This window comes from Microcoleus sp. AT8-B5, from assembly GCF_036705565.1.
GTDB lineage: Bacteria > Cyanobacteriota > Cyanobacteriia > Cyanobacteriales > Microcoleaceae > Microcoleus.
Genome location: NZ_JAUBUY010000016.1, coordinates 47,778 through 74,556, shown reverse-complemented (window position 1 = coordinate 74,556; position 26,779 = coordinate 47,778). Strand labels below are relative to the sequence as shown.

At 45.5% G+C, this 26,779-nt stretch carries 23 protein-coding genes; 11 read left to right on the top strand and 12 right to left on the bottom strand.

The genetic code is table 11. The features are described 5' to 3' along the window. The first annotated feature begins 6 nt into the window (after positions 1–6). On the top strand, positions 7–1,092 hold the full coding sequence (leuB, locus tag QUB39_RS13355; RefSeq protein ID WP_333208150.1) for a 3-isopropylmalate dehydrogenase: 1,086 nt from the start codon (positions 7–9) through the stop codon (positions 1,090–1,092). A 306-nt stretch (positions 1,093–1,398) separates the two neighbouring features. Here leuB and QUB39_RS13350 read toward each other — a convergent pair whose 3' ends face one another. Next, a complete protein-coding gene (locus QUB39_RS13350) occupies positions 1,399–2,877 on the bottom strand; it encodes a bifunctional orotidine-5'-phosphate decarboxylase/orotate phosphoribosyltransferase (RefSeq protein WP_333208151.1) in 1,479 nt (492 codons plus the stop codon). A 255-nt stretch (positions 2,878–3,132) separates the two neighbouring features. On the opposite strand from QUB39_RS13350, the gene QUB39_RS13345 reads away from it, so the two are divergent. The 4 genes from QUB39_RS13345 to QUB39_RS13330 all read left to right on the top strand — a co-directional run bounded on the left by QUB39_RS13345 (position 3,133) and on the right by QUB39_RS13330 (position 5,517). Beyond that, positions 3,133–3,339: a pentapeptide repeat-containing protein gene (locus QUB39_RS13345; RefSeq protein WP_333208152.1), complete on the top strand. Its 207-nt coding sequence runs from the start codon at positions 3,133–3,135 to the stop codon at positions 3,337–3,339. Between the two features lie 159 nt (positions 3,340–3,498). Further along, entirely contained in the window at positions 3,499–4,119 is a 621-nt protein-coding gene (locus QUB39_RS13340; protein ID WP_333208189.1) for a hypothetical protein, read from the top strand. Further along, a complete protein-coding gene (locus QUB39_RS13335) occupies positions 4,001–4,624 on the top strand; it encodes an RNA-guided endonuclease TnpB family protein (protein WP_333240408.1) in 624 nt (207 codons plus the stop codon). Before QUB39_RS13340 ends, QUB39_RS13335 begins: the two co-directional genes overlap by 119 nt. 182 nt (positions 4,625–4,806) lie before the next feature. Next, complete coding sequence (locus QUB39_RS13330; protein ID WP_333208153.1) at positions 4,807–5,517, top strand: DUF547 domain-containing protein; 711 nt, start codon at positions 4,807–4,809, stop codon at positions 5,515–5,517. A gap of 63 nt (positions 5,518–5,580) precedes the next feature. Here the strand turns inward: QUB39_RS13330 and QUB39_RS13325 are convergent, their stop codons facing one another. Next, positions 5,581–5,706, bottom strand: a complete 126-nt coding sequence (locus tag QUB39_RS13325) for a hypothetical protein (RefSeq protein WP_333208154.1) — start codon at positions 5,704–5,706, stop codon at positions 5,581–5,583. A gap of 386 nt (positions 5,707–6,092) precedes the next feature. Here QUB39_RS13325 and QUB39_RS13320 point away from each other — a divergent pair, with 386 nt between their 5' ends. Next, positions 6,093–6,890 (top strand): tyrosine-type recombinase/integrase, encoded by a 798-nt coding sequence (locus QUB39_RS13320; RefSeq protein WP_333208155.1) that lies wholly within the window; start codon positions 6,093–6,095, stop codon positions 6,888–6,890. A gap of 339 nt (positions 6,891–7,229) precedes the next feature. On the opposite strand, the gene QUB39_RS13315 is transcribed toward QUB39_RS13320, so the two are convergent. Further along, on the bottom strand, positions 7,230–7,844 hold the full coding sequence (locus QUB39_RS13315; protein WP_333208156.1) for a Uma2 family endonuclease: 615 nt from the start codon (positions 7,842–7,844) through the stop codon (positions 7,230–7,232). A 187-nt stretch (positions 7,845–8,031) separates the two neighbouring features. Here QUB39_RS13315 and QUB39_RS13310 point away from each other — a divergent pair, with 187 nt between their 5' ends. The 3 genes from QUB39_RS13310 (at position 8,032) to QUB39_RS13300 (ending at position 11,614) form a co-directional block, all read left to right on the top strand. Beyond that, positions 8,032–9,432, top strand: coding sequence for a DUF2157 domain-containing protein (locus QUB39_RS13310; RefSeq protein ID WP_333208157.1), 1,401 nt, complete (start codon positions 8,032–8,034; stop codon positions 9,430–9,432). Positions 9,433–9,530: 98 nt separating this feature from the next. Next, entirely contained in the window at positions 9,531–10,229 is a 699-nt protein-coding gene (locus QUB39_RS13305) for a GDYXXLXY domain-containing protein (protein WP_333208158.1), read from the top strand. Between the two features lie 260 nt (positions 10,230–10,489). Further along, positions 10,490–11,614 (top strand): hypothetical protein, encoded by a 1,125-nt coding sequence (locus tag QUB39_RS13300; protein ID WP_333208159.1) that lies wholly within the window; start codon positions 10,490–10,492, stop codon positions 11,612–11,614. A gap of 143 nt (positions 11,615–11,757) precedes the next feature. Here QUB39_RS13300 and QUB39_RS13295 read toward each other — a convergent pair whose 3' ends face one another. Further along, a complete protein-coding gene (locus tag QUB39_RS13295) occupies positions 11,758–11,946 on the bottom strand; it encodes a hypothetical protein (RefSeq protein ID WP_333053671.1) in 189 nt (62 codons plus the stop codon). 421 nt (positions 11,947–12,367) lie between these two features. On the opposite strand from QUB39_RS13295, the gene hemH reads away from it, so the two are divergent. Beyond that, entirely contained in the window at positions 12,368–13,531 is a 1,164-nt protein-coding gene (gene hemH, locus QUB39_RS13290; protein ID WP_333053672.1) for a ferrochelatase, read from the top strand. Positions 13,532–13,739: 208 nt separating this feature from the next. Here hemH and QUB39_RS13285 read toward each other — a convergent pair whose 3' ends face one another. Then, positions 13,740–14,351 (bottom strand): DUF4126 domain-containing protein, encoded by a 612-nt coding sequence (locus tag QUB39_RS13285; protein WP_333053673.1) that lies wholly within the window; start codon positions 14,349–14,351, stop codon positions 13,740–13,742. 418 nt (positions 14,352–14,769) lie between these two features. Here QUB39_RS13285 and QUB39_RS13280 point away from each other — a divergent pair, with 418 nt between their 5' ends. Further along, on the top strand, positions 14,770–16,056 hold the full coding sequence (locus QUB39_RS13280; RefSeq protein WP_333208160.1) for a Glu/Leu/Phe/Val dehydrogenase: 1,287 nt from the start codon (positions 14,770–14,772) through the stop codon (positions 16,054–16,056). Positions 16,057–16,138: 82 nt separating this feature from the next. Here the strand turns inward: QUB39_RS13280 and nrdJ (QUB39_RS13275) are convergent, their stop codons facing one another. The 7 genes from nrdJ (QUB39_RS13275) to QUB39_RS13245 form a co-directional block, all read right to left on the bottom strand. Further along, on the bottom strand, positions 16,139–17,212 hold the full coding sequence (gene nrdJ, locus QUB39_RS13275) for a ribonucleoside-triphosphate reductase, adenosylcobalamin-dependent (RefSeq protein ID WP_333208161.1): 1,074 nt from the start codon (positions 17,210–17,212) through the stop codon (positions 16,139–16,141). A 5-nt stretch (positions 17,213–17,217) separates the two neighbouring features. Continuing rightward, a complete protein-coding gene (locus tag QUB39_RS13270; RefSeq protein ID WP_333053676.1) occupies positions 17,218–18,252 on the bottom strand; it encodes an NUMOD3 domain-containing DNA-binding protein in 1,035 nt (344 codons plus the stop codon). A 104-nt stretch (positions 18,253–18,356) separates the two neighbouring features. Further along, positions 18,357–19,601, bottom strand: coding sequence for a ribonucleoside-triphosphate reductase, adenosylcobalamin-dependent (gene nrdJ / locus QUB39_RS13265; RefSeq protein ID WP_333208162.1), 1,245 nt, complete (start codon positions 19,599–19,601; stop codon positions 18,357–18,359). Positions 19,602–19,809: 208 nt separating this feature from the next. Continuing rightward, a complete protein-coding gene (locus tag QUB39_RS13260) occupies positions 19,810–20,097 on the bottom strand; it encodes a hypothetical protein (protein ID WP_333053679.1) in 288 nt (95 codons plus the stop codon). Positions 20,098–20,519: 422 nt separating this feature from the next. Then, positions 20,520–22,682 carry a DUF4394 domain-containing protein gene (locus tag QUB39_RS13255; RefSeq protein ID WP_333208163.1) on the bottom strand — a complete coding sequence of 721 codons (2,163 nt, stop codon included), beginning with the start codon at positions 22,680–22,682 and terminating at the stop codon, positions 20,520–20,522. Between the two features lie 826 nt (positions 22,683–23,508). Beyond that, complete coding sequence (locus QUB39_RS13250; protein ID WP_333208164.1) at positions 23,509–25,203, bottom strand: hypothetical protein; 1,695 nt, start codon at positions 25,201–25,203, stop codon at positions 23,509–23,511. Between the two features lie 193 nt (positions 25,204–25,396). Next, positions 25,397–26,350: an ABC transporter ATP-binding protein gene (locus QUB39_RS13245; protein WP_333208165.1), complete on the bottom strand. Its 954-nt coding sequence runs from the start codon at positions 26,348–26,350 to the stop codon at positions 25,397–25,399. Positions 26,351–26,779 lie beyond the last annotated feature (429 nt).

The window sequence follows — 26,779 nt, the reverse complement described above, 5'->3', positions numbered from 1 at the left end:
ATCGATATGACTCAAAACTACCGCATCACTCTTTTACCAGGAGACGGCATCGGCCCTGAAATTATCGCTGTGGCGGTAGATGTCCTGAAACTTGTCGGCAAACAATTGGACATCGGCTTTGAATTTCAAGAAGCTTTAATGGGCGGCGCTGCTATTGATGCAACAGGCAATCCGCTACCCGAAGAAACACTGGAAAAATGCCGCAACTGCGATGCAGTATTGTTAGCAGCAATTGGCGGTTACAAGTGGGATAATTTGCCCCGCGAACAGCGCCCGGAAACTGGATTATTAGGACTGCGCGCCGGATTGGGATTGTTTGCAAATTTGCGTCCGGCGACTATTTTACCGCAATTGGTTGATGCTTCTAGTTTGAAACGGGAAGTTGTCGAAGGCGTGGATATTATGGTCATCCGCGAACTCACAGGCGGCATTTATTTCGGCAAACCGAAAGGTATTTTTGAGACGGAAACAGGCGAAAAACGCGGTGTTAATACGATGGCTTACACCGAGTCGGAAATTGATAGAATCGGGCGAGTCGCTTTTGAGACGGCCAGGAAGCGGGGCAAAAGGCTGTGTTCCGTTGATAAAGCGAATGTTTTGGATGTTTCGCAACTGTGGCGCGATCGTATTATTGCCCTTTCTTCAGAATACCCTGATGTCGAACTTTCTCACCTCTACGTTGACAACGCAGCCATGCAGTTAATTCGCTGGCCGAAACAGTTCGATACAATTGTCACGGGCAATTTATTCGGCGACATTCTTTCCGATGCGGCGGCGATGCTAACTGGTAGCATTGGGATGCTGCCTTCTGCTAGTTTGGGAGCAAGCGGGCCGGGGGTTTTTGAACCCGTGCACGGTTCCGCACCGGACATCGCCGGACAAGATAAAGCCAATCCCATCGCCCAAGTTTTAAGCGCGGCAATGATGCTACGTTACGCCTTAAATCAACCGGAAGCTGCTAATAAAATCGAGCAAGCCGTTGTCGAAGTTTTGGATCGAGGTTATCGCACTGGCGATATCATGTCAGAAGGCATGAAACTCGTCGGCTGTCGGGCAATGGGCGATGCTTTAATTGAAGTTTTGCAAGGTTGATCGATGGTCTGGTAGGGGCGGGTTTTACGAATAATATTCGACGCACGCATACAACCTCATAAACCCGCCCCCACACAACTAATAACCTATATCAACCTTGACTTTAATCGCAGGTAAAAAATGTACATTGAGGCTTACCGTTGGGTGGGGGCGGGTTTATAAGATTATTAATTTTTGGCGATTATGGTTGGTAAAACCCGCCCCTACTGGAATTGATGTGAATTATTCGTTGGTGGGGGCGGGTTTATGATGATTTTTTGTGAGTTTTATAGATCCGGGCGAACCCGCCCCTACAGGAATTGGGGTTTAATGTTCCGCTGTCAAAAGATTGAATTGCTCGGTATCAATGCGATTTGCTCGATACAAAACTTCAGCTATTTCCGAAAGCGCTAACACAGAATGTGCGCGATAACCATTAGCCTGCATCTTATCTTTGACTCCCTGTTCGTGGTCGATTAATACCACGATATCTTCCACATTCAACCCAGCCGATTTTAACTTAGCCGCGCCTTCCATCACGCTTTTGCCACTAATCAAAATATCATCGACTACGACAATCGTTTCTCCTGCCTGAAAATGCCCCTCAATCAATTTGCCCGCCCCGTAAGTTTTCACCTCCTTGCGCGGGAAAATCATCGGGCGTTCCATCCGCAATGCTAAACCCGTTGCTGTGGGTAAAGAACCGTAGGGAATTCCGGCAATGCGATCGAATTTTAAATCCTTGAGAATGTCTGCATAAGCGCTGACAATTTGATGGAAAATCTGCGGAATTGAGATAATTTTCCGCAAGTCGATGTAATATGGAAATATGGCTCCCGATGCTTGTACGTGGTCGCCAAAAACTACGCAGCCGATGTCATAAAGTTGCAAGATTAAATCACGGTGAGGTTCCGGTTGTAAAAAGCAAACATCGGGCAGCCACAGTTCGCAAGTGGGACTACCTTCGATCGCCCGCACCCTCTGTTTATTAATACTATCCCGCAATTTGTCAATTTCTTGGCGTGGCTCTTTTCCCGCTAATAAACTTGGGGGGACTGGCAGCAGCAAACCGTCACCATTTGTGCTTAAACCGGCCGCCAGCAGTTGTGCGAGGTCGTTTTCTTCTGTCAAGTCATTTTCTTCGGGGATGTCTCCTTCGACTAAAATTAGGCGTTCAGGAGCTTCTTTGCGGATGCGGGCTAACATATCCGGCATTACTCCTACTTCTAAACCGACTTTTTCGGGAGTTCCCCAAGTTTGAGAGAGTCGGACTAATTGCAAGTAAAAAGGGTTGTTTTGCGTCGGATATTCTTGCAAAGCAGCCCCTGACGGGTTGGCGGTGGCACAGAGGACAAAAACAGTTTTTCCAGCGTATAACAAAAATGGCGCTACTTGGTCGAATCCGGCATAGGGACTTAAAGTAATAGCGTCCACGCGCCAGTCTTGAAATACAATTTTGGCAAACACTGTGCTGGTATTTAAATCGCAGTGTTTGGCATCTAAAATTACTGGCAGGTGAGGGGGAATAATTGTTAAAATTTCTTGCAGCAATGCCCAACCGGGAATACCGAGAGATTGGTAAAAACCGAGGGTGATTTTGCAGGCACAGATTAAATCGGCTGTTTGGTCGATCGCACTTTTTAGCTTAGACAACAAATCAGTTACAAAAGTTTGAGTTTCTTCCCCAGTCATGGAAACCATCGGCGGCAAGGTTTCTGGGTCGGGATCGAGGGCTAAATACAGCAAACTTTGATTGCTTTCAACAGCCGCTAACAGTTTATCGAAAAAGTCGGTGCGATCGCTCATAGTGTGTTATGGAGGTAAGGGGAATTAAAAAAATTGCAGATCAAAGTGGGATTGGTGTTGTGCCGGAAGAAACCGATCCCCGTTGAAATTGAAAGTAAGAATCTTTTAAGATTGTAGAATGTAAAGAGCAGGAAATCTGTAACTTTGGGAGCAGTTTTATGAGGAATGATTTTCGGGTTGGCTACACCGGTGATTGCACCTAACCTGCAGCAAATCAATTAGTTGCGGTAAACTAACCAGTGTCCGGGCGGCGATTTGAGCGGCATTCGCCTGCGGTACGCGAGTTTAGCAAATGCCAATTTGCAAGGGGCAAATTTGAGAGAAGCAAATTTTAGGGAAGCTAATTTATCCGGGGCAAATTTGAGCGGGGCTTCTTGGCGGCAAGCTAATTTACAAGGCGCTAATTTTACCGAAAAACTGGGTCTAAAGCCCCGTCCTTCTAGGACGGCTTGTCCTCTTTAAGCTTATCAATCCAGTCCTCTACAAGTTGGGTCATTGTTTTTTCTTTCTGTTTGGCAATTCTCCGCAACTTCTCTAGCCGACTCACGGCAATGCGAATACTTAATCTTTCTCTGACCATTTGGCTACCCAATTGCTACCTATTATGTTATCATAGTTAGCATGAAAACATTGAAGTTCAAGCTATATCAAAGCAAGCGGAATAAACACCTCAAGCGAAGTATCAATGCTGCGGGGGTGATTTATAACCATTGCATTGCACTCCATAAACGGTACTACCGGATGTGGGGAAAGCATTTGAATTGTGCAAAACTTCAATCGCATATTGCCAAACACAGAAAGCGTAAAGCGTTCTGGCAAACGGTCGGCTCTCAAGCTGTGCAGGATATCTGCCAACGAATTGAGAAAGCCTACCAACTGTTTTTTAAGCATCACAAGAAAGGAGTTAGACCTCCCGGATTCAAGAAAGTTCGCAGATACAAATCGTTCACTCTCAAGCAAGCTGGCTACAAATTATTAGGCGGCAATCGAATTAAGATTGGGAATCGCGTTTATCAGTATTGGAATTCCAGAGAGATAGAAGGGACGGTCAAGACGTTAACCATTAAACGCACGACATTAGGAGAGCTATTTATGGTTGTGGTCGTTGACAGCGTTGAAGAACCTGAAACCAAAGTCGAGACGAGTAAAATCGCTGGCGCAAGATTTCGGCTTGAAAACGTTTCTCACCTGCTCAGATGGAACAAAAATCGAATCACCGCAATTCCTGAAACAGTCCCTTAACGCTATTAAGAAAGCAAATCGTCAGCATTCCCAAAAACGGAAAGGCTCAGCGAACCGAGAAAGAGCAAGACTCAATCTAGTTCGCAAACATGAAGCCGTAGTGAATCGTCGCTCTGATTGGTTCTGGAAATTGGCTCACGAACTAACTGATAAGTTCGATATGCTGTGCTTTGAGACGTTGAATCTAAAAGGAATGCAACGACTTTGGGGACGTAAAGTCTCAGACCTTGCATTCGGCGAATTTCTCCAAATTCTCGAATGGGTTGCCAAGAAGAAAGGAAAACAAGTAGTTTTCATTGATCGTTGGTATCCATCTAGTAAGACTTGTTCCCATTGTGGACACAAACTGAAAGAGTTGGATCTCTCAGTTCGTGAATGGCGCTGTCCGTCCTGTCAAAAGGTGAATGATAGAGACGAGAATGCAGCTAAAAATATTTGTGCGGTTGGGGCATCAACCGTTAAGTTAGGTGATGTTAGACAGGCTATGCCTGCAATTGCTGTTTGAGCTTAGAATCCCCTCGCCTTGATAGCTGGGGAGTATGTCAATCAAGCTAATTTAATCCAGAGCCCGTTTAACGGGTCGAATCTAAAAAATGCTACCGTTGCAGGTGTTATTTGGGTTGACGGTAGTATTAAATAGAAGCAGAAGCTAAAGCAATGCCCGCCTTATATTAGGGATAGTAATAAATGATCGGTACGATCGACTTTACGATTTGGGACGAGTTGCTGCAACGCTACGTTGACGATTTGGGCCGCGTCAATTATCGGGGCTGGAAAGCTGAGGGGGCGGATGTTTTGAGGGCGTGGCTGGAAAGTTTGGCGGATGTGGATTTGGCGGATGGTAGCGATGCGGATGCGCGGCTGGCGTTGTGGCTGAATTCCTACAATGCGATCGCAATTTCTCAAGTTCTGGAAGTATATCCGATCGCGTCCATCCGTCCCAAAGTTTTGGGAATTCCCAACTGGCTGAGTTTTTTGGATTTTTTCACTCGTTCAAATACGATTATTGGCGGCAAAAAGTACAGTCTCAATCAAATCGAACACGGAATATTGCGGCCGGAATTTGCGGAACCGCGCATCCATTTTGCATTAGTTTGCGCTTCTGTCGGGTGCCCGCTGCTGCGCCGGGGGGCTTATTTCCCGGAGTCGGTACGGACTCAACTAGAAGCGGATGCCAGCCGTTTTATTCACAATCCTGATAAGGTGCGATATGATGCCGAGAAAAAGACGCTTTATTTGAGCAAGATTTTTAAATGGTACGGCGAGGATTTTGTAAAGGCGGCGGGTTCGGTGGCTGAGTATGTGGGCGGTTATTTGGGGCCGGAGGCGGCTGTGGGTGATGGATGGGCGATCGTTTTTTTGCCCTATGACTGGAATTTGAATCGGGTTGATGGATAAAATTTGCGTTTAGGGGTAGGTGTTTTTTTGAGGGAGTAATTTTTTTCGGCTGTCGTTACCCCTTCAAATTGCCAGATTCAACAGGGCGATCGGATGACTCCGAGGCAACGGGGCGATCGGACGGCGCACTCGCACTCGCAGCGCTGGCACGGCTACAATCGCACCGATGGCACAGTCGCAGGTCTGCACGGTCGGAGCGCTGGCAAGGTGGCACGGTCGGAGCGGTCGGAGCGGTCTAGCGAGAAAGCGTCAAGGGTGCGGGTGAAAACCAGTCTGATTTTTAAAAAGTAAAACACCTGTTACCAGTACGGTGTAGCAGGTGTTTCAAGTCTTAAGACGGAAAATTATCCATTCCCCAACGTACAGGATGAATTGCCTGCTGTGCCGTTACTCCCGGAGCAACTGTCACAATCCAACTCATTCTAGTCAAGAAGTTCTTCGAGAGTGCCATTGACTGCGAGAAAAGGTAAAGTTGTAATTATTTTCTTTTTTGACTACCTTAAATCAATACTACTGTCGGCTTTGTCAGCCTACTATAGTGGTTCACGACTACTTCCCATATTGGAGGATAAAGGATGACAGGCCTAGACTCTCTCTTGGTTTCTGTATCTACTGCTTACGACGCTGGTTTATTAAACCGACATGATGTGGAAAGAGTTCAGAATATCATAAAATCCATTGAAAAAAGAGGATTGGATGAACTAATAACAGTTTCCTATGCTTTCATCTGTTATTACAACGATGTAGTTGCTGGACTCAATACAAAACAGTTTGTTCCGTCATACGGACTCAGAGAAGTTGTCTCTCTGTATCCCAATACACTTCTCCCGAAATTTCTTTACGGGCAGTTGTCCAATGTATTCGATAGCACTGGTAAATTGCTAGAAAACTACTCTAAGTCAAGCTTAGATTTGATATTAGGTTTACTAGCACTTGTTAAAAGGATAGATGACCCTAGAGCATTGAGCCAAGAGGAAATCAAGTTACTATTTTCCGAAGGCTTGCAGACACCGCGCGATCGCGCCCTATTCGGCATTTGTCTCTACACGCCGACACGAATTAAGGAAGCTTGTACCTTGCGGGTGAGAGACTATTACGCTCTTGATGGTTCCGTTCTGCCAGAGGTTCTTATCCCCACCAACAAAAAATTTGTAACCCGCACCATCCCAGTAATTGAAGAGCTAAGGCTGATACTGGCTGCCTATCAACCAACCGATGATATTTACCTGTTTCCTGCTCTTGAAGGCTCTAAAAGCATCAACCTGGAATCGGCCTCAGAAATTTTTTCTAATGCCTTACAACAGGCAAATATCATCGGTGCTAGCATCCACAGCTTGAGGCGGACAAGCCTAATACCTAATATTGATGAGTAATGTGGGTATCCCCTTTCGGGTAATCCAAGAAATCAGCAGCCACCGCAACCTTAAACAATTGCAGCGGTATTTAGAGGTAGGGTCTGACTCGCTTTATTTATAGGTATTTGAGGCTCTAAATCAGAAAATATAGGTTTCCTGATGTGGTTTCAATAGTTACAGGCTCTAGGCGGGGAAATACCCCAAATTCTCTCATAGAGCCTTGAACGGATTCAAGTTGCAATCAATCTAAACCCCTATCAGCGATTGAAACATAGCCTTAATCAGGTTGAGAGTGGAGATTTTTACTAATCGGTAGGTGGTTACAAGAATGCTAACCAATTAGCTATTGAGCCGCCATTAAACCTCTCCACTCAAAATCTGTTGAACCGTCAAACTTAGCTGTGGAAACATCGGAGATACGATCGCCTCTTCATCCCGAAATACCCCAACCTCAACATATTGCCCCTCCTCAAGCCGCAAAACAGTCACCACTTCTTCTATTGGATCGATAACCCAATACTCTGCGATGCCCCGCGCTGCGTACTGAGCTCGTTTGCGTTGGCGAAGCCCTCGAAGAGGATCGTAATCCCGATCCCTGCCCACTCTACCCGGACTCACTACCTCCACAACAAACCGAGGAGGCAGCATATCGAAAGTGATAGTTAGCCTGATTGCTGTCAGCGGAATGTGTTCAGGTTCCAGAATTATCAAATCGGGGTAGCGGTTGGCCGCATCTCCCGATCGCAAAACGGCAACTTGAACCTCGCAATTATGCGTTTTAATCAGCCTGAGTGGCACTAGCCCGCTGCTAGCAAAATAGAAAAATAGATAGTTAGCAATGAAATTATTAGGTTCAGATTCTGGGGGCAAAGCTATTAACTCCCCATCAATTAACTCATAGCGTTGACCCGTATCATTTGAGTAATTAAGGTACTCGTCAAAAGTTAATTTTTTAGATTGAGCTTGTACCATAATATTACATTCCTTGATTTATTCGTTCCTTTCTGCTGGGAGTTTGTGTAGAAACGGTTTCAACAGCCGAAGGATATCAATCAAAACTGCTGTGCTAGTTCAGCAGGTGTCCCAGCCTCCATCGACGATCGCCCCACAAGTGACATATTAAAAACTATCACAGTTCAAATCCTCTGGAATATAAACAATGATTTCAGATAAATTTCGGCGCGAGTTGCGGGAAGAAGCCAAACTCTGGGAAGCAGAAGGACTCATCGACACTTCATTCTACCAACAACTTTCGGAACGCTACCAATTCAACACACTCGAAACCGCCTCCCGCAACCGTTTCCTCAGCATTCTGATGAGTCTCGGCGGCATTCTCCTCGGTATAGGAGTCATCACCTTTGTAGCCGCAAACTGGCAAGTTTGGTCGCGAGAAGTGAGAGTCGCACTCCTGCTAAGTCTTTTCGTAGCAGTCAATGCAGCAGGTTTCTATCTGTGGCGAATTCCCCCATCCCGAAGCAAAAACTCCCATCCCAATATGCCCGCAACAAAAGGGCGAAATAAACTCTTAGGTGAAGGATTGTTGCTGTTAGGAGCTCTGATTTTAGGAGCAAATATGGCATTGATGGCGCAAATGTTCCATATTGGCGGTTCTTCCTATGGACTTTTCGTTGCTTGGGGAATCGGCGTGCTCGGAATGGCTTACAGTTTGCGGTTGACTTCCTTGGGCGTTTTGTCCGCACTTTTAATCGGTTTGGGCTATTGGCTTGCCGTGTTAGATTGGTCTTCCAAAGTCGAGTTTTCTTGGCTGGAAGTTTTGGTGCGGCAAATGCCGATCGCAGCCAGTATAATGTTTGTGCCGCTGGCTTATTGGTGTCGATCGCGTGCTATTTTTGCCATAGGTGCGATCGCGATAATTTTCTCCCTACAAGTTTCTATAGTCCAAGGGTTAAATCAAACCTGGGGTACAGCAATTTTTTGTGCCCTACCACCCGCTTTGCTGTGGGGATACGACGATGCAATCTGGCCGAAGGTACGCAGCAAGCTGTTTCAACCTACCGCCCGCAGTTTAGCACTGCTGTTTCTCGCCAGTTTGTTTTATTTTCTTTCTTTCCACTGGTTGTGGCAAGATTCGCCGAATCCTGCCTCAACTCAGCCAGATTGGGTTTTGCTGGCAAATGTGGCTGTTTTGGGCGGTTTCACGGTGTTTGAGTGGCTGCGCTTGGGACGTTTGGAACTGCGGCGACCAAGACAAAAAGCAGTGGATTTGACTACAAGTGCGATCGGCATTTTAATCATCGCCAGCGCCTTAATACCGCTTATTCACCTCAATTTTACTCCCATTCCTCAATTAGCGACTTTTCTGTTTAATGTTTTATCATTTCTGCTTGCTGTCGGCTTAATCCGAGAAGGTTTAGCATTAGGAAAGCGCCAGACTTTTTGGGGAGGCATGGTATTAATCACCCTACAAATTATCAGCCGAGTCTTTGAATATAACACAGGATTGTTGCTCAAATCTTTTGTATTTGTTTTGTGCGGAATTGGTGTAATTGCTGCGGGTTTGTGGTTCGAGCGTCACTTCGCAAAAATCCCCGATGAATAGAAATTATTCATCTCTCTCTTCTCTCACTCAGCGCCCTCTGCGTTCTCTGTGGTTTAATCATTCCGAAACAACCGTAAACAATATAACCCATACATAACATGAACACAAACAACATTGACTTATTAGTTGAAAATCCAGATACAACAAATCTGTTTCAGCTTCCCCCGGAAGCAAAACGCCTTCCTGCGTGGCGAATGTGGGTTCCTTTGCTGCTGCAAATCGGACTAATTGCCGCCGTACCCGCCACCGCAGTTTACACTTTTATTACTGGCAAAACAGTTGTCCTACAAACAGCACCAGTAGACCCTTACGACTTTTTGCGCGGATATTACCAAGTTTTGAGATATGATATTTCCGATCTCACAAATCTCCAAAAACTCCCCGACTGGAAAGATTTACCTACCGAAAAAAAACCTTGTCCGCCCGGAATTGTTTGTCCCAAAAATACGCACAATCTCAAACCACAAACCAGTTTTTATGTAATCTTAGAAGCGCCAAAAGCCGCGACTAATCCCGGCCGCCCCCAAGCTTGGAAACCAGTCCGCGTCAGTCTGGAAAATCCCGTTAATTTGCCCGCCAACCAAATCGCAATTAAGGGCAAATATAACGGTTGGCAGATGGAATACGGCTTAGAAACTTATTATATGCCAGAGGATGAAAGGGAAAAAGTCAATCAGGAGATTAGCGAAGCTCAAAGGAAGCAGCGACAATCATTTTTGGTAGAAGTAAAGGTTGACAAAACAGGCCATGCTGTGCCTGTGAGTTTGTGGGTGCGCGATCGCAATTATCGATTTTAGCCAATTTAGCCAAAAGGTCGTGAAGCGTAGCTATCCCGTAGGGAATCGGTCTTTTGCCCTTGTTTTGAGTATTTTGGCTTAGTGATGGGGCGGAGGTTGGACGATTCCCTACCGCAACGGGCTCGCAGGCGCAATGGGGTAGCTTCGCTCGCGCGGACATTTCAATTGCCGACAACCCAGAAGAATCTATTAAGATATATAAGACTTGCAAAAATCTTGCCAGTTCAAGGGCGCAAGTCATGACTCTACTGGAGCTTCTCATGTTAGCCGAGCTAATCTCTGCCAGACGAATACTCAAGACCAAACTCCTCGACTTCTTAGGACTTCCCGAAAATTGCCAAGACCAAACAGATCATCTCGTCAACCGAATTGTATCCCTCCTGGAAGCAAATCCCGCCGAACAAGAAAGATTTTGGGAGACATTCAAAAGTGAATTAGCGGTCGATCCGGTAGAATTAGAAAAAATACTCAAGTGTTCGCCAGCAGAACGCCAGCAGTGGATTGAACAAGACAAACTTCCTATTTTAGAATACCGCTCTTTCCGCAAATCAGGAATCCATTTAGAATATCCCGTTCACGACAGAAGATTCATCTTAAGTCTAACGCCAACAGATATTAATAATTGGCGCAAAGAACCGAAAGGGCTGATTAAAAATAATCACCAAATACCCACCCCAATCAATACAGAAAAGCCTGAAGAAAACGAACAATCACGAGTAGCTTTTAGTTCCGAGTGGGAAAAAATCATTGCCGACTGGAAAGAACAAGGTTCGGAAGAAATTTCAGCAACCTTCCAGCTAGCTTACTGGACAGTTTGGGCGTCGCGCTGGGCCAAAGAAAATCAGCTCAACAGCTTTAAAGCAATTAATAAATATAAGGAAGTCTACGAAACTCACCAGCAGGAATGGTACCAGCGAAAAAATCAAGCAGTCAAGTTACTGATTGAAATGCCCTACGCCATGCTTTACTTCTACCGTCCGGCGGATTCTGACAAATTATATCTCGAACTGTGCGACGACCACCAGGAAATGATGAAAGATGGCTACTATTGGGATAAGTGGGACTTTTTCTATCAGAACCGCAAATTGGTAAATAAGTGTCGCGAATGCGTGTACTCCGACATCAAAGATTATTACTCGCTTTACTATCTCGAAATCAAAAGCGACAAGTTTCCCGATTTTAGTTTTTCTTTCCACACGCCGTACCCAATCGGCAGAAAATTTTTGCCACATCCAGAAACGCTACCTTATGTAGACCACGTAGAACAGGACGGCATTTTTCGCTTTGGCCGCCCGCTGCTGGAACAAGAGAAAGCTATTCACACAGAAAAGGATGTATTGCTCAAGTTTGAGGCGGCTTTGGCAGAAGCGAAAAAGTTTGTTTAGTCATTAGTCATTAGTCATTAGTCATTAGTCATTAGTTGACAAGTATAGTAAGATGCGCGCGCCGACCTCAGAAACCGGGTTTCTCCCGATATTTATCGTCACTCAACCCAAAATTCGTAGAAACCCGGTTTCTTCCCCGCGCGCTAATGACAACTGTCAACTGTCAACTGACAACTGTCAACTGACTTTTGAACTTGGATTACTTGAATGCTGCCGTCAGCATAAAGTTTTGGTTGTGGAGTTCCTTCGGAATTGTACGATCGCCATCCCACCTCTGCCAACAAACTCCCCAAGTCAGTTTCAGTCTCAAACAACCACAAAAATACAGCCAACCCTGACCTAAATACCGGATTTGTATGCAGAGGAAAATCTACCCAAATGAATAGACCACCGGACTTGACCGCGCGGTATACTTCCTGAAAGATTGTCGCAATTGCGCCAGTTGCATTTCGTGCATCGCAACGCTGCTGTGTACTCCTGTCAAACTGACAGTCGGCAAAAGCTTCTAAATAATAATTGGCTGATGGTACATTTTTCCTTGGCCGTTGTGACCCAAACGAGCATTGCCGCCTACGCTCAAAGCAGCCAGAGGTGCGATCGCAATCCTAGAGACACTGATACCGATAACTTAAATCTCTAAAAATTGTTGCTATAGTCAAAATTATGTATACCTTGCTATCGACTTAAGATATTATTAAGTTATATCATAAAGATAAGTAACAGAACTGAGACGATGGGAGAGCTGTAACCGCTATGGGTCGTGTGGGAGTATTGCTATTAAACTTGGGCGGGCCAGATCAAATCGAGGATGTCCGTCCTTTCCTGTTCAACTTGTTTGCTGACCCGGAAATCATTCGCATTCCGTTTCCGTGGATGCAAAAACCGCTCGCCTGGTTGATTTCGACCCTGCGCTTTCAAAAATCCCAGGAAAACTACCGCCAAATCGGTGGCGGCTCTCCTTTGCGGCGAATTACCGAGGAACAAGCCGCTTCCCTGCAAGAACTCTTGCAAGAAAAGGGACAAGATGCTCGAGTATACGTGGGGATGCGCTACTGGCATCCTTTTACCGAAGAGGCACTCGCCAAAATTAAGCGCGATCGCATCGAACATTTGACAATCTTGCCGCTGTATCCTCAATTTTCCATCAGCACCAGCGGTTCTAGCTTCCGGCAGCTAGAAGAAATGTGGGGCAAAGATCCGGCCCTCAAGGATATAGAATATACCGCTATTCCTTCTTGGTATCAGCGGCCTGGTTACATTCAGGCAATGTCGGAATTGATAGCCCAACAACTAGACCACAATCCGAATCCCGATCGAGTTCACATCTTTTTCAGCGCCCACGGCGTCCCCCTCAGCTACGTAGAAGAGGCTGGAGACCCCTATCAGCGCGAGATTGAAGATTGCACTCGTCTGATTATGGAACATTTGGATCGATCGAACGAACACACTCTAGCTTATCAAAGTCGGGTTGGCCCGGTGGAATGGCTCAAGCCTTACACCGAAGACGCCATTACCGAATTGGCAGAAAATGGAGTCCAAGATTTGTTGGTAGTTCCGATTAGTTTCGTTTCCGAACACATCGAGACTCTTCAAGAAATTGACATGGAGTATCGAGAATTAGCAGAAGAATCGGGGATTAAAAATTTCTACCGAGTGCCCGCACTGAATACTCATCCGGTGTTTATTGAAGCCTTGGCTGATTTAGTCATCGAGTCGATCGAATCTCCCAGCGTTAAATTCTCCGATGTTATACGCCCTTCCAAAAAAGTGAAAATGTACCCTCAAGAGCAGTGGGAGTGGGGCTTGACCACGGGGGCGGAAGTCTGGAACGGTCGTGTGGCGATGATTGGTTTTGTGGCACTATTGCTAGAGTTAATTACGGGTCAGGGCCCGCTACACTCGATCGGATTGCTTTAAATTGACAGTTGACAGTTGACAGTTGACTGTTGACTGTTCACTGTTGTTAAAAAGGACTAATGATATAAAATCCGTTGGTATCGGAATTATTCATCTCTCTCTTCTCTTCCTCTGCGCCCTCTGCGCCCTCTGCGGTTAAATCATTCCGAAACAACCGTAAACGATATGACTAATCACCAATAACTAATCACCAATAACTAATCACTAATTAATCAGGATCGCGCTTGCGGCGGCGGGGATTTCCCCTGTCGCCCGGTATTCCCTGACTTTTATACCATCGATACCACTCTTTTGAACTGCGAATTGCCAGCCACAGCAGCATCATCGCCACTAACCCTCCCTGCCGCGGTGCGTCAAAGGCAAACAAAACCAAGGAAATGCACAGAACATCTTGGAGGAAAATCACCCAAATCGGCAAACCCCGCAGCCGATAAAACCATCCTGCTTGTACCAGTTGCAGCACTAAAGCCAACAAACCTCCGACAATACCAATTATCCACAGCATCCAAGGGTGAGCAATAATTTCCTCGATCGAACTTACTTGAGCGATCGCAATTCCCATAATTGCTCCTACAATAGGGCTGAAAATAATTTGCACAATTTGCAGTACCCGCTGTCCTACAAAGGTTTTAGAAGCAAATAACTCTAACAGCGACCAACTCACTAAAATTGCTATCACCACCTGGGGGTGAAGCCCAGACAATAGAGGTATTTCCGACCAAAGTTTGTCAATCCGCAACAAACCAATTAACAGCAGGGGCATGGCAATTCTCATACCCCCTGCCGCAGACGCAGAGAGTGCGGCTAGGAGTCCAAGCATAATAATAATAATTCAGTTTCTAACGTCAGCTAAAGCCTCGATATATTTCAGAATTTAATTCCCCTGATGGCTGACTGTGATTTGAGCGATCGAACTCAAATTGAGGCTTGAGCTTAAATATCACCCTCTATTGTAAGTGTATCTGCTTAATCCTGCTTGGCACTGCGATATTGTCGATCGACACAAGGCAGTTTGTAAACAGTTAACCATTGACAGTTGACAGAATTCAACCTGGATTGTGATTAAATTAAAATGTATAGGAAAACCAGTAGATCAGCAGAGACACTTAAAATTAAGATGTCAGCTATTCTTGCTTCTTCCCTCTGACTTCAAAATCTGACGGACACTAAATAATTAATCCGTGTATCCGTGTATCCGTGTCAAAATCCGTGTCGTGCTTTCCTTCTTCCTTCCAATTATGTCTGAATCATTATTTGCCGATGCCAGCCGCCGATTAGAACGAGCCTTAAAATATGTGTCCCTTTCCGAGGATACGATCGAAAGGCTGAAACACCCCAAATCCAGTTTAGTGGTATCGATTCCCGTGCGGATGGACGACGGTTCCCTGCGAATTTTCCAAGGTTATCGAGTGCGCTACGACAATACCAGAGGCCCGTCTAAAGGAGGAGTGCGCTATCATCCGGGAGTAACCCTTGATGAAGTGCAATCCTTAGCATTTTGGATGACGTTTAAATGTGCAGTTTTGAACTTGCCATTTGGAGGAGCCAAGGGCGGAATTACTCTCAATCCCAAGGAATTGTCCAAACTGGAATTGGAACGTTTGAGCCGGGGCTATGTCGATGCGATCGCAGATTTCATCGGCCCCGATGTCGATATTCCCGCGCCGGATGTCTACACCAATCCCATGATTATGGGTTGGATGATGGATCAATACAATATTATTAAGCGGCAGCTTTCTCCAGCGGTTGTGACTGGTAAACCAGTGACAATCGGCGGCAGTTTGGGCAGAGATACAGCCACAGCAATGGGTGCTTTTTTTGTAGTACAAACTATTTTACCCAAATTTGAGCTAAATCCTCAAGATACAACAGTAGCAGTACAAGGTTTTGGTAATGCCGGCGCAGAAATAGCAGAACTGCTCTGGAAAGCCGGTTACAAAGTTGTTGCTGTCAGCGATTCCCAAGGGGGAATTTATGCTAAACAAGGTCTGGACATCCCCAGTATTCGAGGTTTTAAAGATTCTAACAAAGGTATCAAAGCTCTTTACTGCGAAGGTTCGGTTTGCAATATTATCGAACACGAAATCTTGACAAATGAACAGCTTTTAGCATTAGATGTAGACGTGCTGGTTCCAGCAGCTTTGGAGAATCAAATAACAGAAGCCAATGTTAATGATATTAAGGCTAAGTTTATTTTTGAAGTAGCTAACGGGCCGATTGATTCTGCTGCTGATTTAATTTTAGAATCGAGGGGAATTCAGGTAATTCCTGATATTTTAGTCAATGCCGGAGGCGTAACGGTTAGTTATTTTGAGTGGGTGCAAAACCGCAGCGGACTTTATTGGACACTAGAGGAAGTCAACCAGCGGTTGAAGCATAAAATGGTCGAAGAGACTGAGGCAATTTGGAAAAAATCTCAGGAATTGTCAGTTTCCATGAGAACTGCTGCTTACGTGTACGGGTTAAATCGACTCGGAGAAGCGATGAATGCGAAGGGAACGCGGGATTATTATGTGAAGGGTTGAGAAATAAAATCCCCGACTTCTTCTGGTTATTTTCGTGAAATATCGAAGTAATTTCAGAAGTCGGGGATTTGGCTATTGGCTATTACATAGCCTTAGTCTCTGGCATCAAACACTTATCGGAATCGCAGCCCGCCGGCCCTGAATCCATCATTTCACCCAAGTCATAGCGACTCAGTGCCGCATGAAAAACATCTATTTGGCGGCGCGCTAAACTCTCTTCCACCATCTTGGTGTAAGTTTCCTTGCTTATCGGTTCAAAGGGCAAACGCGGGAAAGTTTCAAGAGCATCAAACCGAGCTAAAAGCGCTGCGGAAATGTAGCCTTCATCATCGCGAATCGCTTCATAAATCCGAGTCCCCAAACTTTCCACTTCATTTTCGCGCAGTTCAATCGTGGCAGAAGTGTTATGTCTGACATAGAACTTTTGCACTTGCATATAAAAGTCCATTTGTGCCGCCGCTGAGAATTTGTTAATGTCAATTTCATCAGCACCGGGCAAGTCAGCCCAACTTACCGCAACAGGTATTTCTACCAGCCATTCTGTACAGCGTTCATCGAAGGGATTGTTCAGCAAATTGCCGTTTTCATCTTTGTCAGATTGAGACGGAATCACGTTGTATCCGTAGTCGATGCAGGCGAGGGCTACGGGGTCGTTTTTGCCGAAAGTGATTCGGCGAATGAAACGCTGGGCTTTCGGCGGATGCCAGCCGGGAGAAGCACCTGTCAGCAGAGATTTAGTACCCGATGGTTGAACCGTTGTGCAGCGATTTGGGCGTTTTAAGGAATGGCGATCGCAATAATCCCATACTACCCGATTCACAATCTCGCGCCAACCACTCAAATACTCTTCTTCCCGCTGTTTAAAAGCGATTCCTTGCGGAGTTTGCGGGCGACCTTCCACCCACCAGCGCAGCCACTCAACGCCAAAAGCGTGAACGAAGAAATCGAACAATCCCGTGAAAGAGACGCCGACAATCGGGTCGAGTTCGCGGCTGTATTGATAGCGGGGTTCAAGAAATTTGTGATTGAGAAGTACCGCCACAGATAGAGCCGCAGCCTTGAAAGCTTCCTCCTGTTCTTTGAAGTTGTAAGGGTCAATTTGATTGAGGTGAACCTCCGCCAAATTACAGTGAAAGTTAGAACCGATAATTTCCATTTTTGTTATCCTAAAGGCTTTTTATCCTCTAGTTCTACTGCTTTATTTTTCGCAGTAGCTCCGCGTACCTTTTGCGCGTATTCCCTCAAATAATAGAGGAGTTCCTTTCTGCTACATGGTTTACCTGTAACAATCTGACATATTGTTCGGATATCCAGAATGTTATTTTCTTTTTGTATTGAGTCCTGTAAAGCTTGAAAAAGCTCTTTTAGGTTATTCAACTTTACAGATAAGAGTGTCTCATAATTATCCAAGGCAAAAGCATGAGCTAATGTTTGAATATCAGAATTAGTTGTTGAAGTTTTTCCATGCTGTGCCTGAACAGAGCAATTTTTGGAGCAAAAACGACGCTTCGATACTTTGTGTTGTATAACTTCAAAACTGTTCTGACAAAATTCGCAAGTAAGAATAAATCTAGGTACTAATGCACCTGTTTTCTTGCCCTTGCGTGACTCATGGTATGCTTTTCGCTTGGCACTATTGACAAACTTTTCCTTGAAACTAGGATCTGCAAATCTTGCCTTCGCCTTAGCTTTGATTTTGGCTTTGGTGGTTTCAGATTGAGTAACGCCATACATAGGGTTTCTCTTTCCGAAATTATCCATGCCTCTTACCTTAGCATGAGATTTCCATTCCTGTTTCAAATGCTCAAATACAAAAGGAGTATCCTTAATGAGTTGTCTTAGATCTTTTTCTTGAAAAATAGTAACTTTTACATTGTACTCAGACTCAAATCGCTGAATTTTTGGCAAGTCGCTTTGATAATTAAAAACGCCTTTAATTTCGACATACTCACCATTTTCTAGAAGGAAGTCTGGTTTGTACCGAACTTCATTCGAGAGTAGATAGGTTTTATCTTCGTATGTCCAGCCAATTTCCATGTAGTCCAGGTATTTCGCGTAAATGTACTCAAGACTTGACCTTAAACAATGCTCACCGTAGAAACCTGAGTAGCCATAAAAGGTGCTTGTCATACGCGCCCCCACACTCTTGGAGAGATTATATTCTAGATTGCTTTTTTCATTGTAATCTAGCTTCACTCTCTACGCTGTACGGTGTCAAAAGCTTTTTAGTTCTTCTGATTACCACGGGATTAGCATTTCAGCTTTCCCCGTATTTGCGAGGTTTTTAACGTGAGGCAAAATTACTTACCACACGGGTTTAAGCCCAAACGAACTGACCGGTGTTCTAATTCTTCCGCAGTCATGTCAGGATAGCGTTCCTGGAACCACTGTTTAGCTTTTCCTTCGTCGTAAGCTTTCAAAAACTCAAGTTTAAGACTCGGTGTTGAAAGTAAATCAACGTTAGCTCTAGCTACAGCTTCACCAGCCCATTGAATTGCACCTTCACCAGAATAATACTGTTGGCGAACGGCATCAATACACTCTTCCCGCGTCGGTTTATGATGAAAAACGCGAGAGTGATTTGCCATTCTCAAAGCATCTCGATCGGGGTCGATTTTCCAGTTGCCATTTTCATCTTGCTGCCACAAATTATTTTTAGCATTTGCGCCCAGTTCATCACTCGAATCAAATTGACGAATCCCCGCGCTGCGCCTAATGTTGCCGGCGACGATCGTGACCGCCGCTTCATCAATCAACACGCAGCATTCAACTGAATTTAACTGCCGCCCTAAAGCTTTATTCAAAATTGCCGCGCAGCGCTGATAAAGGTCGGGCAATTTCACCGGATTTGCTACTCCGCCAAAACCTTTTAAAGGTTCTCCCACCGGGCGAACATCGCTCAAATCGATGAAAACTTGAACTTCTCCTGCAAATCTTTCATCTGTGGATAATTCCAGCAAACTTTGATAGGAGCTTACCCAACCTTGGCGAGAATCTCCGACATAAATAGTTGCGGTTTTTTCTGCTATTTTTACTTCTGTTTCTTGACGGCGCGACTGGGCGGGTGTAGAGCCGATTTCGCCTTGCATGGTTAGGGTTAAACGGTTGCGAATCGGCGGCAGTTGGTTGATATATTGTGGTTCCAAGACTGCGCCGGTGCCGCAGCCCATCATTGCCAAATCCATTAACAAACCAAAGGAACGCCAGTCGAGAATATTTGTTGAGGAGCAATTATATGCGCCGGAAAAATTCTCTGGTTGCTCGATCCATTTGCTGCCACCTACCCACAGCCAGCGGCCTGAAGCGAGGGTTTTGAGCTGGTTTTGCATTCGGTGCAGCAGTTGTGTTTCTTCGGGGGTGAGGTTTCCCAGCTTTTGCAGCCCCTTGACTGTTCGATCGCACACTTCGGCCCAAGTCTCCCTTCCCGTCTCGGTACGGCGGCTGTAAGTCCTAAAAAATACGGGATTGGCGGCGGGTGCTGTTTCGGGGAAATCGGACAGGTTGCGTTTCTCGTTGGCACTCGATCGCTCTAATTCTCTAACCATAGGTTGTGTACTGACGTGTCGGAATAAATCAACAGACTACGAATATACAACAGGATTCAGATTTAGGGTAAAAGGTTAATATATTTGACAATTTGCACTAGATATGGGGCACAGAACTGTACAAACTCGATCGGGCGATCGGCTCAAAACTTGACAAAAAAACCCGATTTCTTCCAGAAACCGGGTGAAGCGCAAATCTTGTCAATTGTCAATTATTTGTCAATAAAAACTCAATATTCGGTAACAGCGGGTCTTGAACAACCCCCACGCCGTTAAAGCCCCAACGTTCGAGTAGCTTTTTTACCTGAGAACCGGAAATCGATTCTACTCCGAATCGATCGGCAACATCAGCAGCGTGGGCATTGAGATAGCTCAAAGCGTCATAGTCTTCGCGAAACATCAGCAGGTAACTCACTGCCGCATCTGGATTGGGATTCGCGGACAGATATTTGCCGTCACTGCGGGAACGTAGCAAGTAAAAAACTTGAGATAACATTTTATGTTGTGTCCGATCGATTAGTGTTGCTATGGGCGGGGGCGGGTTGATGAATTTGTTGGTTTTGAGGGAGAGAATACTGGTGAACCCGCCCCTACAAGATATGGCATTATATTATAATGGATCGACCCGACTTGATATTATTATCAAATTAACGATGAATTTATTTGATAGCGGATTGCGTGCGTGTGAGGTACATTCTCGATACCTTCCAACTTTCCTGAAGAAAAAAGGCTGTTCCATTCTCCCGAAACCCGCCAGGGAATGAATTCCCTGGCTAATAGCAAAAGTCGGTTAAAAACCGACTCAAATTCTAATTTTTAGTTGCTAATTTTTAGTCCTCTTTAGAGGACTTTCGCTATGAGACAGGGGTTTCAACCCCTGTCGGACTGTTGGACTGCGGGACTGTCGGACTGCACCATTTAAATCAAAGTTAGTGCTAAGCCTTTAATCCCTTGCCCGTCACCAATTTGACCGACAATCGAAGCTTGACCAGTCGTCAAATTGATATTGTATAGACTGGAAACTCCGCCAACATCGATCGCAGCCAAAGCCGTCTCGTTACCGTCAACACTCCTGATATCAAAGCCGAGAACAGTACCAGCATCAATTCCCAAAGATCCGATCGTATTCAACACCCCATTATTCGGCGGATCTTGCCGCACCAAAATGTCTAAATTGGTGTCAATTGCAAACAGTGTCGTCGAAGCTGCCCCTGCAAAGTTATTCACATACGCAGCCGCCGCCGCCGCGCCGGGATTGCCAAAATTGCGATCGCCCGCAGCATAAGCCAAATTCCCGTCGAGTTGAACTCCCCCCGTCAGCGTGTCAACATCGACAATTGCCCCCGTATCCGGGTTGAGGCGGGCGTTTTGACCGGCTTGATTGACAAAGCGAATTCGATCGACTGTCGGATTGAAATCAAAACCCGCAGCCCCCGGAGTTAGGGGAACAGCAAACTGCCCGCTACCGACGGCACTGGCTTGCCCAGTAACTGGATTAATCGCGTACAAGCGATTGCTAGAACCCACACCGTATAGCACACCGTTAGCGGGGCGAAAATCAATTCCCAGCAAACTTTCTCCGGGCTGCAACCCTGTAACTGACACGTCACTGAGAATCGCCCGCGGTGCCGCTTCGTTAAAACCGACAATTGTTTCAGCGCCATTTCTGACAGTTAAGGCGTAAGCTGTAGGCAAAGGCAAAGCCAAACCGTTAATCTGTCTTCCGTCGGCAATTTGACCGACAAAGGAAGCTTGACCGCTGCTTAAATTGATATTGTACAAGCCGGAAATGCCACCGACTTCCAGCGCCGCCACAGCCACCTCGCGGCCGCCAATACTCCTGATATCAAAGCCGAGAACGCTATTCGCATCAACTCCCAAAGATCCGATCGTATTCAACCCTCCATTATTCGGCGGATCTTGTCGCACCAAAACATCCAAATCGCTGTCAATTACAAACAGGGTTGTCGAAGTTCCCCCGGCAAAGTTATTCACATACGCAGCCCCTGCTGCCGCCGGATTTGACCCAAAATTGCGATCGCCCGCAACATAAGCCAAATTCCCGTCGAGTTGAATTCCCCCCGCCACCGTGTCAAAATCCACAAGTGCCCCGTTATCCGGGTTGAGGCGGGCGTTTTGATCGCCTTCATTGACAAAGCGAATTCGATCGACTGTCGGATTGAAATCAAAACCTGCAGCCCCCGGATTTAGGGGAACAGCAAACTGCCCGTTACCGACTGGACTTGCTTCCCCAGTCATCGGATTGATAGTATACAAGCGATTGCTAGAACCCACACCGTAAAGCACACCATTAGCCGGCCGATAATCAATTCCCAGCAAACTTTCTCCCGCTGGCAATCCAGTTACGGGCAAATCTGTGAGGACACTTCCGGGATTGGAAAGACTAAAACCGACAATCCGATTAGCAGGAGTTAAAGCATAAGCCGTTGTCCGCGCTGGAGGCGGGGGATTGGGAACAACGCTGCTAATATTATTAGTGAAACTTGCCTGGTTAATCGCACTTTGTCTCACTCCTTGGAGAGTAGCGAGAAATTCTCCTGTTACCCGGTCTTGAATAACAGTATTGTTTCCAGCTTCCAAAATATTTAAGTCGCTAAAACTGAGACCTTCCCCCAAACCGATTAAATCTGTACCGGGTGTAAAATCGGCGATCAGGTCAGCAGTTGCCAAACTAACACCGCCACTGGTACGGAAAGGGTCAGCCTCAGCGTAGCGCCTCAAAACAAATAGGTCTGCCCCGTCTCCGCCTATCAGGATATCAGTATCTCGATCGCCCGACAAAACATCATTGCCGGAGTTGCCCGATATGGAATCGCTGCCTTTTCCGCCCACTAAAAAATCGTTACCTTCGCCGCCGTTAATAATGTCGTTATCTAAATCTCCAAAAAGCGAATCTTGACCAGAATTGCCATCAATTAAATCGCTTTGCTTACCTCCAAAAATACTGTCATTACCAGAGTTTCCGGCAATGGTGTCAGTGCCCATCAAACCAAAAATCAGGTCATCTTCTGGAGTTCCTGCTAGCAAGTCTGCTTGGGCGGTGCCTCTAATTTCTGCCATGCTCTAATCACCCTCTAAATTTGATACTTCTGTTGCCTAACGGCGGTGGTATTCTCAGTCAAAATATCACAAATTCGCACTTTTAGGATAGTTTTTATGATTTTCGGCTGTAGGGGGGGGCTTGCCATACAAGTATTACAGGCAGCTAAAATGATATATAAACCCGCCCCCGGATTCAAATAAACCCAGTCCTAAAGACAGATCGCTTAGCCGTATTTTATAGTTGGGTGTGTAGCTGGCGGGGGAGCGCGGCTCAACTCCAAACAGGCAAGCTGAAATTTTTAGCGGTGCGAACCTATGAAATTTTGTACTGCGTTCATTAGTAATATACGCTGACTCTATAATTTTGGATCTGTAAGCTGTGGAGCATTTAAACGACTAACGAACCAGGTAAGGTGCGCCATTCGCGAACACTTACGCTTACAAGGGAAACGCTTATGTACGCTGGGCCCCCTACAATCGTCCTTTAAATGTCGAACAGCTTACAGTCAGATTTTTTTTTCAACTTTAATCTTAAAGCCTGCGAAGGTGAGCTTTGTATGTAGCGGCGACCGCTATCGCTTAATATAAAGTCGAGTATAAATGCGGAATTGGCATAATAAGGAATGAGAATTAAATAACTTCCACTCTTGAAAGTGGGATGGGCTCTTATAGCCCGTCCACTCATGACGGGCTATAAGAGCCCATCTCACAATAACAATTAAAATTGTAAGTTATTTAATTCGCGCTCCTAAGTTAGTTGAACAGTCGTCTTCAGACGACTTAAGGTTTCAGGCAGGGGTTTAAATCCCGGCCTGAATCGGAGTTTCAAGTTTCCCCTGCTTTTTCAAGCTTTCAGCAGTGCTTTAGAAGCTGATTCCCCTGCGAGTCTCAGTTGCGATCGCAATTTGAGATTCAACAACAGCAACACAGTCCACTGACTGAGTATCGAAATCAAAATCGTAGTTCCAGATCCTATGTCAGGCGAAAAAGACCAAAAAATCGGAAAGGTTGAAGATAGCCAGAAGACAGGATTTTTTTCTGGAGTGAGCAAGAGCATAGATAAAATCACAGGTGGTAACAAGATAGCACCGCTGATAGTACCTACGGCCCAAATTTCCTGATTGCGGGTTTTGAGAAATAGGAATAGTTGGGTGATGGTTGCGTAGATGAGGATCAGATTGATACCGAGAATTACATTCCAAAATATGCTTGTGTGAGACTTTTCAAACTCGCCCCGATCTATTAAAATTAGTCCGCTGAGTAAAATGAAGGATGAGCTGAGAAGATTAATCGCGATCGCAACTACAGCCGGACTTTTTTCGCTCCAAACCAAATCGAGTAGTGGGTAACGTCGCCACAACTTGTGACCGCTGGGAACAATTTGTTGCCGATACCTTGCCCAATCATACAAAGATTGTCTCTCAGATGTTAAAGATGCTATTACAATTAAGAACATCACCAAATTCAATGTTAGCAAAGGAAAAGTTTTACCGTAGGCTAGGGGGTCAGATTGGAGTGCAAAGCCTAAGATAATGGGCTGACAGCAGATAACAGCAAAATAACTTTGTCGCTTGCTCAAAACTGTAGTAGTGGGATTGGGAAAACGGCGCTGCCATCCCTGCCACATCCAATAGGTTCCGATACTACAAATTGACAGAGACAAAATAATGCCACTTACAATATTTTTACCGATGGGCAAGTAAAACCATTGTAACTGGTGTATGTCTGCACCTAATGAATTAAATTCATAGTTATCCATTATTCCAACAATTAGATATCTTAGGATGCCAATGGCAGATACAAATGTTCCTAAATCCCCAGCAGTTACTGTTAACTTCATGGTAGAGATTACAAACACAAACAAAGCGATACCGCTAGCCAACCAAGGTTGAAATCCTCCCAACCAACTGGTTGTCAATCCAAATAGCATCGCAGTGCTGTAGAATAAACTACAACTGGCTGCAATCGCCATGTAGAAGCATAAAATTTCATTCAAAGGTATTTGAGCAGCTAATCCACTGTATAGATGTAGTGGTATCGCCAGAATTGCTGCTAGATACACTAAAATAGGGACACCGAGAATTTTGCCAATAAAAATGGTGTTGGCAGATTGGGGACTGAGGCGAATAAAGTTGAGCGTACCCAGGCGTTCCTCCTTGTCTAAGTCACTGACGAGCATATAAGTCCCTGCTACTAATAGGACTAACACGCTAAATATACTCAGCCAAATAAATATTTCTACCCACCACTTGGGCCAATCAATTACTATATTACCCAAGGCATCTGTGAGACATTGTGTTCCTTGTTTCGTGTTAGTGGTCGTCTTTAAAACACAAAATCTGTTATAAATCGGTTCAGTACGATCGACATTACGAAGGGCAACGGGTAACTGGGCGCTGTAATACATGAACAGCAGCAGTTGAGGCCCTAACGAGAAAGCAGATGCGATCGCCATATTGCCAATATTCAAGCGGCCTTTGATTTCTCGAAATAACTGGGGATTCCAGTTGCCGACTTTGTCCAGTAAGTTGAGTGTCATGGTTGATTAGTTATTGGTAATTGGTAATTCTCTCTCTTCTCTTCCTCTGTGTCCTCTGCGCTCTCTGCGGTTAAATAATTCCGGTCCAACCGTAAAGAATATAACTCAGTTATAACTCACTGTTGAATTATTTTCAATAACGGGAAAGATGCCCGTTCCACAAAGAATTAATTTGATTATGGAAACGACTAAATTAAGATGCTTGCTGGTGTCCCATCTTGAGGAAGATGGTTTCTAAGTCTTCTTGAGTGCAGTGGAATTCGGTTAGGGGAATGTTGGCGGCGACGAGTTCGCGTAATAAATTGGCTGCATCTTCCGGGCTTCCTGAAAAATCAACGCACACCTGTTGAGTTTCCGGGATTATTGCCCAATTTTCTATCCAAGGAAAGTTTTTTAACTCGGATATTAGCGCTTCTAATTTATTTCCTAAAACCGACATCAAAATTTGCTGGCGGCTGAGGCGTTTGTAAAGTTCTTGTAAAGGTGCGCTTTCGACCAGATATCCGAGTTCCATGATACCAACCCAGGTACAAAGTTCGGCTAAGTCGCTGAGGACGTGAGATGATATGACTACAGTCATGCCCACTTGTTGCAAAAGTTTGATAATTTCGCGGAACTGCATTCGGGCGATCGGATCTAAGCCAGAAACCGGTTCGTCTAACAACAACAATAGCGGTTCGTGGATAATAGTTCTCCCCAAACTCAGGCGCTGTTTCATTCCCCGCGAAAGGGTGGAAATTAAGCTGTTGCGCTTGTTGGTTAGTTGCACGAGTTCTAACACGGAGTTGATTCGCTCTCGGCGGCGCGGTTGCTGGAGGTTGTAGAGTCGGGCAAAATAGTCTAAATAATCCCAAACAGTCAAGTCGTCGTAGAGGGGAAAGTCATCGGGAAGAAAGCCGATGCGCTGTTTGAGAATCGGGTGCGATCGATCGCGCAATAACCTATCCCCGTTGATGTAAATTTCCCCTGTAGTCGGTTCCTGGGCCGCCGCCAACATCCGCAGCAAAGTAGTTTTCCCGGCACCGTTGGGGCCGATCAGTCCGCATACTTCGCCTGCTGCTACTTGCAAATCGATGTCATTGACGGCTATATGGCGATCGAATTGTTTCGTCAGCCCGCGAGTTTCTATTGCTAGTTGTTTTGCCATGTTTGGAGGGTGAATGAAATTTTATCGGTGCATTTCTGGGAATAATAGGAGTTATATCGAGTCTGATTGATTTGAGGGGATTATTCCTGGGGGAGGGCGGGTTTATTTAACCTGTCTGCAAACGTTTCAGCCTACTGGCGAACCCGCCCCTACAGCTAATGGAGAATGCTGCAATATCTCAGATAGATCCGATCCGTTATTACAAACGCCATGTCTTGTAGGGGCAGGTTCACCGACAATAATTGCCGAAAACCGACAATCTCATAAACCTGCCCCCTCGACGACAAATCGCTAATCTACCGCACAGGATCTTACGCATCAACACCAAAGAAACCGGGTTTTTGTCGCTTTTGGGTGCTATAACTAAGTATTCCCAAAAAAAAACCGTTTCCGATCGCCCGTGCGTAAATTGCCCCAATCGGGGTAGGC

Excerpts from the sequence above, each read along its gene's own strand:
- leuB (WP_333208150.1), top strand. The coding sequence starts at position 7 with ATGACTCAAAACTACCGCATCACTCTTTTACCAGGAGACGGCATCGGC.
- QUB39_RS13350 (WP_333208151.1), bottom strand. The coding sequence starts at position 2,877 with ATGAGCGATCGCACCGACTTTTTCGATAAACTGTTAGCGGCTGTTGAA.
- QUB39_RS13340 (WP_333208189.1), top strand. The coding sequence starts at position 3,499 with ATGAAAACATTGAAGTTCAAGCTATATCAAAGCAAGCGGAATAAACAC.
- QUB39_RS13330 (WP_333208153.1), top strand. The coding sequence starts at position 4,807 with ATGATCGGTACGATCGACTTTACGATTTGGGACGAGTTGCTGCAACGC.
- QUB39_RS13320 (WP_333208155.1), top strand. The coding sequence starts at position 6,093 with ATGACAGGCCTAGACTCTCTCTTGGTTTCTGTATCTACTGCTTACGAC.
- QUB39_RS13315 (WP_333208156.1), bottom strand. The coding sequence starts at position 7,844 with ATGGTACAAGCTCAATCTAAAAAATTAACTTTTGACGAGTACCTTAAT.
- QUB39_RS13310 (WP_333208157.1), top strand. The coding sequence starts at position 8,032 with ATGATTTCAGATAAATTTCGGCGCGAGTTGCGGGAAGAAGCCAAACTC.
- QUB39_RS13305 (WP_333208158.1), top strand. The coding sequence starts at position 9,531 with ATGAACACAAACAACATTGACTTATTAGTTGAAAATCCAGATACAACA.
- QUB39_RS13300 (WP_333208159.1), top strand. The coding sequence starts at position 10,490 with ATGTTAGCCGAGCTAATCTCTGCCAGACGAATACTCAAGACCAAACTC.
- hemH (WP_333053672.1), top strand. The coding sequence starts at position 12,368 with ATGGGTCGTGTGGGAGTATTGCTATTAAACTTGGGCGGGCCAGATCAA.
- QUB39_RS13285 (WP_333053673.1), bottom strand. The coding sequence starts at position 14,351 with ATGCTTGGACTCCTAGCCGCACTCTCTGCGTCTGCGGCAGGGGGTATG.
- QUB39_RS13280 (WP_333208160.1), top strand. The coding sequence starts at position 14,770 with ATGTCTGAATCATTATTTGCCGATGCCAGCCGCCGATTAGAACGAGCC.
- nrdJ (WP_333208161.1), bottom strand. The coding sequence starts at position 17,212 with ATGGAAATTATCGGTTCTAACTTTCACTGTAATTTGGCGGAGGTTCAC.
- nrdJ (WP_333208162.1), bottom strand. The coding sequence starts at position 19,601 with ATGGTTAGAGAATTAGAGCGATCGAGTGCCAACGAGAAACGCAACCTG.
- QUB39_RS13260 (WP_333053679.1), bottom strand. The coding sequence starts at position 20,097 with ATGTTATCTCAAGTTTTTTACTTGCTACGTTCCCGCAGTGACGGCAAA.
- QUB39_RS13255 (WP_333208163.1), bottom strand. The coding sequence starts at position 22,682 with ATGGCAGAAATTAGAGGCACCGCCCAAGCAGACTTGCTAGCAGGAACT.
- QUB39_RS13250 (WP_333208164.1), bottom strand. The coding sequence starts at position 25,203 with ATGACACTCAACTTACTGGACAAAGTCGGCAACTGGAATCCCCAGTTA.
- QUB39_RS13245 (WP_333208165.1), bottom strand. The coding sequence starts at position 26,350 with ATGGCAAAACAACTAGCAATAGAAACTCGCGGGCTGACGAAACAATTC.